The organism is Dolichospermum sp. LEGE 00246, assembly GCF_015207865.1.
In the GTDB taxonomy this organism is placed as follows: Bacteria; Cyanobacteriota; Cyanobacteriia; order Cyanobacteriales; family Nostocaceae; genus Dolichospermum; species Dolichospermum heterosporum.
The window spans coordinates 1-4,706 of the sequence record NZ_JADEWA010000431.1; the positions used below are offsets into that span (position 1 = coordinate 1).

3 protein-coding genes are annotated in these 4,706 nt (G+C 37.6%); 2 read left to right on the top strand and 1 reads right to left on the bottom strand.

Annotation, left to right across the window (positions count from 1 at the left end):
• Nucleotides 1-12: 12 nt before the first annotated feature.
• Nucleotides 13-933 carry a histone deacetylase gene (locus tag IQ228_RS21480; RefSeq protein ID WP_027401061.1) on the bottom strand — a complete coding sequence of 307 codons (921 nt, stop codon included), beginning with the start codon at nucleotides 931-933 and terminating at the stop codon, nucleotides 13-15.
• Between the two features lie 152 nt (nucleotides 934-1,085).
• Between IQ228_RS21480 and IQ228_RS21485 the strand changes: the two genes are divergently transcribed.
• On the top strand, nucleotides 1,086-3,347 hold the full coding sequence (locus IQ228_RS21485) for a heavy metal translocating P-type ATPase (RefSeq protein WP_193964378.1): 2,262 nt from the start codon (nucleotides 1,086-1,088) through the stop codon (nucleotides 3,345-3,347).
• A gap of 134 nt (nucleotides 3,348-3,481) precedes the next feature.
• Nucleotides 3,482-4,585 carry an aromatic ring-hydroxylating dioxygenase subunit alpha gene (locus tag IQ228_RS21490; RefSeq protein ID WP_027401059.1) on the top strand — a complete coding sequence of 368 codons (1,104 nt, stop codon included), beginning with the start codon at nucleotides 3,482-3,484 and terminating at the stop codon, nucleotides 4,583-4,585.
• Nucleotides 4,586-4,706: the final 121 nt, after the last annotated feature.

Below are 4,706 nucleotides of genomic sequence, written 5' to 3' on the forward strand. Positions count from 1 at the left end.
TCCAAAAAGAAACTAATTTATACAAGTTTGAATAGTAGCAATTACTGATTCAGCCAGACTTGGTAAATCATAACCACCTTCTAAACCAAACATAATTTTTTTGGTTATACCTAAACAGTATTCTGTAAATAAACCAAAATCTTCTGGTTGCAAATTCACACCGGCTAGAGGATCATTGGCATTAGCATCATAACCAGCACTCACAATCAATAAATCTGGCTGAAAATTGCTTAAAAACGGGAGAATTTTCCTTTCCCACAGGGGTTGATAGACAGTAATATCACTACCAGGAGGGACAGGTAAATTTAACACATTATGATGTGAACCTTGTTGAGAAGCTTTCCCTGTACCGGGATAAGCTGGATATTGGTGGAGAGAAATATAAGCAATTTCTGAGTGAGTTTCTACTATTGCTTCTGTCCCGTTTCCGTGATGTACGTCCCAATCTAGAATAGCAACGCGCTTAATTCCAGGTTGTTGCAAAGCATAAAAAGCTGCTATGGCGGCGTTAGAAAATAAACAAAATCCCATACCTGTGTCACTTACTGCATGATGCCCGGGTGGACGCGCTAATATAAAAGATGTATCTGCTGTATTAAGAACTATATCAACTCCATCTAACCAAGCACTAACCGCCAATAACGCCACATCATAACTGCGGGGAGAAATGGGAGTATCCCCGTCTAAATAACCTCCACCGGAGGCAGCGATATCTTTTACTTTGTTAATATAGGTTGTAGGATGAACCTTTTCTATCCAAGACATTAAAGATGGTTTTAATAGAACTGGTGTAGGTAGTTTCCAGGTAATTTTCTCTGCAAAACTCGCAGTTTTTAAAGCATCAACTATCGCTGTCAATCTGGCTGGTTTTTCTGGGTGGTAGATTCCCGTTTTGTGATCTAAAAATTCGTCAGAATAAATAACTTGTAACATATATTTCTATACCCAAAATCTGAAATGTAAGTTAGTTGGAAGTCAAGAAACTTATTAAAATGATATATTACACCAATAGGTAAAGTATAGACATATAGATCCCCGACTTCTTTGAGAAGTCGGGGATCTGAAGGATAATTACAAGAGGTGATATGAATACTCTGAGTCTTAAACTTAAAGGTATGAGTTGCGCTGCTTGCGCTAATAATGTTGAACGGGCAATTTTAGCCGTTGCTGGAATTATTGATTGTCATGTTAATTTTGGTGCAGAACAGGTAACTATTAGTTATGAACCTCAACAAACAAATTTAGCCAAAATTCAAGCTGCGATCGCAGATGCTGGTTATTCATCCTTTCAGTTAGATGTAGAAGGTGAAGATACAGCAGCAACAGCGAGTAAATTAGCAGCAGAACAGGAACTTATTCTCAAATTAAGAACTGGGGTTGTAATTAGTATTATTCTGTTTTTTGGTTCTTTACCGATGATGACGGGATTACATTTACCTTTTGTTCCTAAAGTTCTTCATCATCCTTGGTTGCAATTAGCATTAACAACACCTGTGGAGTTTTGGTGTGGGGGATCTTTTTTCCATAATGCTTGGAAGTCTTTAAAACGCCGCACTGCGACAATGGATACTTTGATTGCTTTGGGAACGGGTACGGCTTACTTCTATTCTTTATTTGTGACGCTTTTTCCTGATTTATTTATTTCCCAAGGCTTAGAAATTCATGTTTATTATGAAGTTGCAGCGATGGTTATAACTTTGATTTTGTTAGGACGATTTTTAGAACATCGTGCTAGGGGAAAAACTTCGGAAGCTATTCACAAATTGATGGGAATGCAAGCCAAAACAGCTAGAGTCATCCGAGATGGTTTAGAAATGGATGTTCCCATTGATGAAGTAATAGTTAATGATCTAATTTTAGTTCGTCCTGGTGAAAAAATTCCTGTAGATGGGAAGGTAGTTGATGGTAATTCTACTGTAGATGAGGCAATGGTGACAGGTGAAAGTGTACCTGTGAGAAAACAACTAGGCGATGAGGTAATTGGGGCAACAATTAATAAAATTGGTAGTTTTAAGTTTAAGGCAACGCGGGTGGGTAAGGATACTTTTTTAGCGCAAATTGTTAAGTTAGTCCAAGAAGCACAAGGTTCAAAAGCACCGATTCAAAGGTTAGCAGATCAAGTAACTGGGTGGTTTGTGCCATCTGTAATTGCGATCGCAATTTTTACTTTTATCATCTGGTTTAGTATTACAGGTAATTTTACCTTAGCAATGATGACAATGGTGGGAGTTTTAATTATTGCTTGTCCCTGCGCTTTGGGTTTAGCTACTCCTACTTCTGTGATGGTAGGAACTGGTAAAGGGGCAGAAAATGGGATTTTAATTAAAAGTGCTGAAAGTTTAGAATTAGCACATAAAATAAATACGATTGTTCTTGATAAAACTGGAACTTTAACTCAAGGTAAACCTACAGTTACAGATTTTGTGACTATTAAAGGTACAGCCAATGGGAATGAACTTCAGTTATTAAAATTAGCTGCTAGTGTAGAACAAAATTCTGAACATCCTTTAGGGGAAGCAGTGGTGAAATATACGATAAATCAAGCTGTGAGTTTAGCTGATGTCAAGAATTTTTTAGCTATTGTTGGTAGTGGTGTTCAAGGAATTGTATATGATAACTTAGTACAAGTTGGCACACAACGCTGGTTTACAGAATTAGGAATTGATACAGATATTTTAAAACCCCATCAAAGCGATTGGGAAGGTGAAGGAAAAACAGTAATTTGGTTAGCAGTAAATGGTAGTTTAGAAGCAATTATGGCTATTGCTGATGCCCTTAAACCTTCATCATTAACAGCAGTTAAAGCCCTGCAAAAATTAGGGTTAGAAGTGGTAATGTTAACAGGTGATAATCAACAAACTGCCCAAACAATTGCTGATAAAGTTGGTATCACTCAAGTTTTTGCCCAAGTGCGTCCAGACCAAAAAGCCGCGATGATTAAATCATTACAGCAAAGAAAAGTAGGGAATAAATTTCAAATTGTGGCTATGGTAGGAGATGGAATTAATGATGCGCCGGCATTAGCACAAGCTGATGTGGGAATTGCCATCGGGACAGGGACAGATGTGGCGATCGCTGCTAGTGATATTACTTTAATTTCTGGAGATTTACAAGCCATAGTGACAGCCATTCAACTCAGTCGCGCCACTATCAACAATATCCGCCAAAATCTCTTCTTTGCTTTTATTTATAATATCATTGGTATTCCCATTGCTGCGGGTATTCTCTATCCCTTCTTCGGTTGGTTACTTAACCCGATTATTGCCGGTGCAGCAATGGCATTTTCTTCAGTTTCTGTAGTCAGTAATGCTTTAAGATTGCGTAACTTTCAACCAGGAGTTAGGTAATGGGTAATGGGTAATTGGTAATTAGTTATTTGACTTTTAATTCATTGCTGCTGACGGTACTGAAGATAACTGTTTTTCTGAGTTGTTCATGATAGGAATAGATTAACCGCTTCACTGCAAGTGAAACCCTAAAAATGAACACCAATATAGATAATCTCAACTCAGTTCGTAAACCTAAAATCTTCAACCAATCAGCCAGTTTTGTTGAAGGTTGGTATTGGGTGCTACCTTCTCAATCTTTACTGGTAGGTGATGTCAAAGCTGTGACAATTCTTGGGAAGGATTTAGTCGTATATCGTGGTAAAGATAGACGTGCAGTTATCCTAGATGCTTATTGTCCGCACATGGGTACAAGTTTAGCTGAAGGTAAAATTGAGGGTAATGAATTACGCTGTGTTTTACATCGGTGGAAATTTGATGCGGAAGGTATTTGTGTGGATATTCCTAATTCAGATGAACCTGTATCTCTGAAAGCCAAAACTTGGCCAGTAGCCGAACAATATGGCATGATTTGGGTTTGGACTGGGGAAGTTCCACAACAATCTTTACCTTTGGTTTTAGATTGGGAAAACCAAGACTTTGATTTTTCTCTTGGTTCGCAATTTAGTATTAATTGTCATCCTCATATCTTACTTATTCAAACTATTGATAGTCAACAAATTAATCTGGTTCATAAATTACCATTAAAAATGGTTTTGGAGAAACAAGAACTCAATCAAAATGCGATTATTTTTAGCACTATTACAAATATTAATGGCAAGTCATTCTGGCTAAATCTTTATCGGCGGTTGTTTAAAAATTCTCTTAATTATAGTGTTTGTTATTGGTATGGAACGACAAGTATTGTTTCCTTTACTAATGAGTCTACCCAGCTATATCTAATATTTACAACTCGGATATTACCAGGGGGGAAAACTGAAGGTCAAACCCTACTAATGTCTAAAAAACGGAAAGGGATGTTAGGAAAATTAATTAATAAATTGATGTTATGGGTAGGGAAAACAATTAGCGATCGCCTACTCAAAACCAACGATAGAATTTTACAAACCATGCAGTTTGATCTCAAAACTCCCCTGAAAGCAGATTTATCAATCATCCAATTTATTAACCATTTAGAACGACAAAAACCCCTAACATGGGAAAGCTGGTTATTAGTGCGATCGCGGGAACGAGAAGAAGAAGTGCGTGAAGAGAGAGAAAAACGCGAAAAATGGCGCGATGAATTAGTTAATGACTAAAAAATTGAGATTTTGACAATAAAAATGAAGTGGACTTGCCACTTCATCAATCCCCAGGTAGAACCTAGTAGTCTGTCAACCCGAAAATGACGGGTGAGGGCAGGCAGGGGGAGGTGTGTCT